Annotated in this window: 1 protein-coding gene; it reads left to right on the top strand. The window is 67.8% G+C overall.

The window, feature by feature from the left end; translation table 11 throughout:
• Positions 1-1,684 (top strand): Ig-like domain-containing protein (locus V6M46_RS15640; RefSeq protein WP_332666755.1); only part of this gene is annotated, 1,684 nt, incomplete at both ends.

The raw sequence follows: 1,684 nt of genomic DNA on the forward strand, positions 1-1,684 counted from the left end.
CACCTACGCCGTCTCCGACGGCAACGGCGGGACCGACCAGGCCACGCTGGCCATCACCATCACCGGCGCCAACGACGCACCGGTGGCCACGGACGACGCCGGCTCGGCGACTGAAGCTGGCACTGCCGCCGGCGCCAACGCCAGCGGCAACGTCCTGAGCAACGACAGCGACGTGGACAACGGCGACACCAAGTCCGTCGCGAGCGTGCGCACCGGCACGGAAGCCGGCAGCGGCACGGCCGGCACGGTGGGCGCGGCCTTGGCCGGCGCCTACGGCTCGCTCACACTCAACGCCGACGGCAGCTACAGCTATGTGGTCGACGATGCCAACGCCACCGTCAACGCCCTGAATGCCACCCAGAGCCTGACCGACAACTTCACCTATGCCGTCTCCGACGGCAACGGCGGCAGCGATACGGCCACGCTGGCGATCACCATCACCGGCGCCAACGACGCGCCGGCAAGCGGCGGCTCACAATCGGTCAGCGGGTCCGAGGATGATGCCTCGATCGGCGGCACCGTTCCTCCCGCCAGCGACGTCGACGGCGACAGCCTGACGTATGCGCTCGTTGCCGGCTCGGTCCAGATCAACAGTGCGACAGCGCCCGATGGCTCGGTGGCATTCGACGCCGACGGCAGCTACTCCTATGCGACGGGTGCTGACGACCAGGCACTCAACAATGGCGAGTCCCGGACGATCACGTTCCAGTATGTCGCCAGCGACGGCAGCAGCCAGTCGGCTCCGGCCACGGTGACCATCACGGTCAACGGTGCAGACGACAATCTTCGCCCCACGGCCCGCGACGATTCGGCAACGACCGACGAGGACACTGCGGTCGTGATCGATGTCCTCGCCAATGATTCAGACCCGGAGGGCGAGGCGCTGACGCCGCAGCTCGTTGCCGGACCTGAAAACGGCGCGGTCGCCTACGACGCCTCGAGCAAGAAGTTCACCTATACGCCTGGCGCCAACTTCAACGGAACCGACAGCTTCACCTACAAGATCAGCGACACCGCCGGGGGCGCCAGCAGCCCGGCAACGGTCGCAATCACCGTGAACCCGATCAACGACCGGCCGGTGATCAGCTCCGGTGCCCAGGCCGCCACGGTCAACGAACTTGCCGACGGCGCTGCGGGAGAGGACGCCACGCTGAACCAGCGCAACGGCGCCATCACGTACACCGATCCCGACGCGTCGCAGACGCACAGCGCCAGCTTCACCCCACAGGGCACCGGCTATGTCGGGACCTTCAGCCTCGGCGCAGTGAACGACGCCACCGACAGGGTCGAGTGGAGCTTCGAGGTCAATGACTCCGCGCTGAATTACCTGGCCGCAAACCAGACGCTCACGCAGAACTATCTGGTGCTGGTCACGGACAGCGCGGGCGCGTCCGCCTCCCAGACCGTGACGATCACGCTGCGCGGTGCCAACGATCCCGTGACCAATCTCGCCCTTTCGGGTCAGACCGCGCCGGAGAATGTGCCAGGCGCCGTCGTGGGAGTGCTGAGCGCGACCGACCCGGACACGGCCGACACGCTCACCTACAGCATCCTGCCCGGCGCGGACGGCGCCAAGTTCACCATCGTCGGCAACGAGCTGCGGGTCGGCTCCACCGCGCTCGACTACGAGACGGCGGCAACCCACACGGTGAACGTCCGGGTGACCGACGGCGGCGGCGCGTCG

Origin of the sequence: Aeromicrobium sp., from assembly GCF_036676885.1 — a bacterium.
GTDB lineage: Bacteria > Actinomycetota > Actinomycetes > Propionibacteriales > Nocardioidaceae > Aeromicrobium.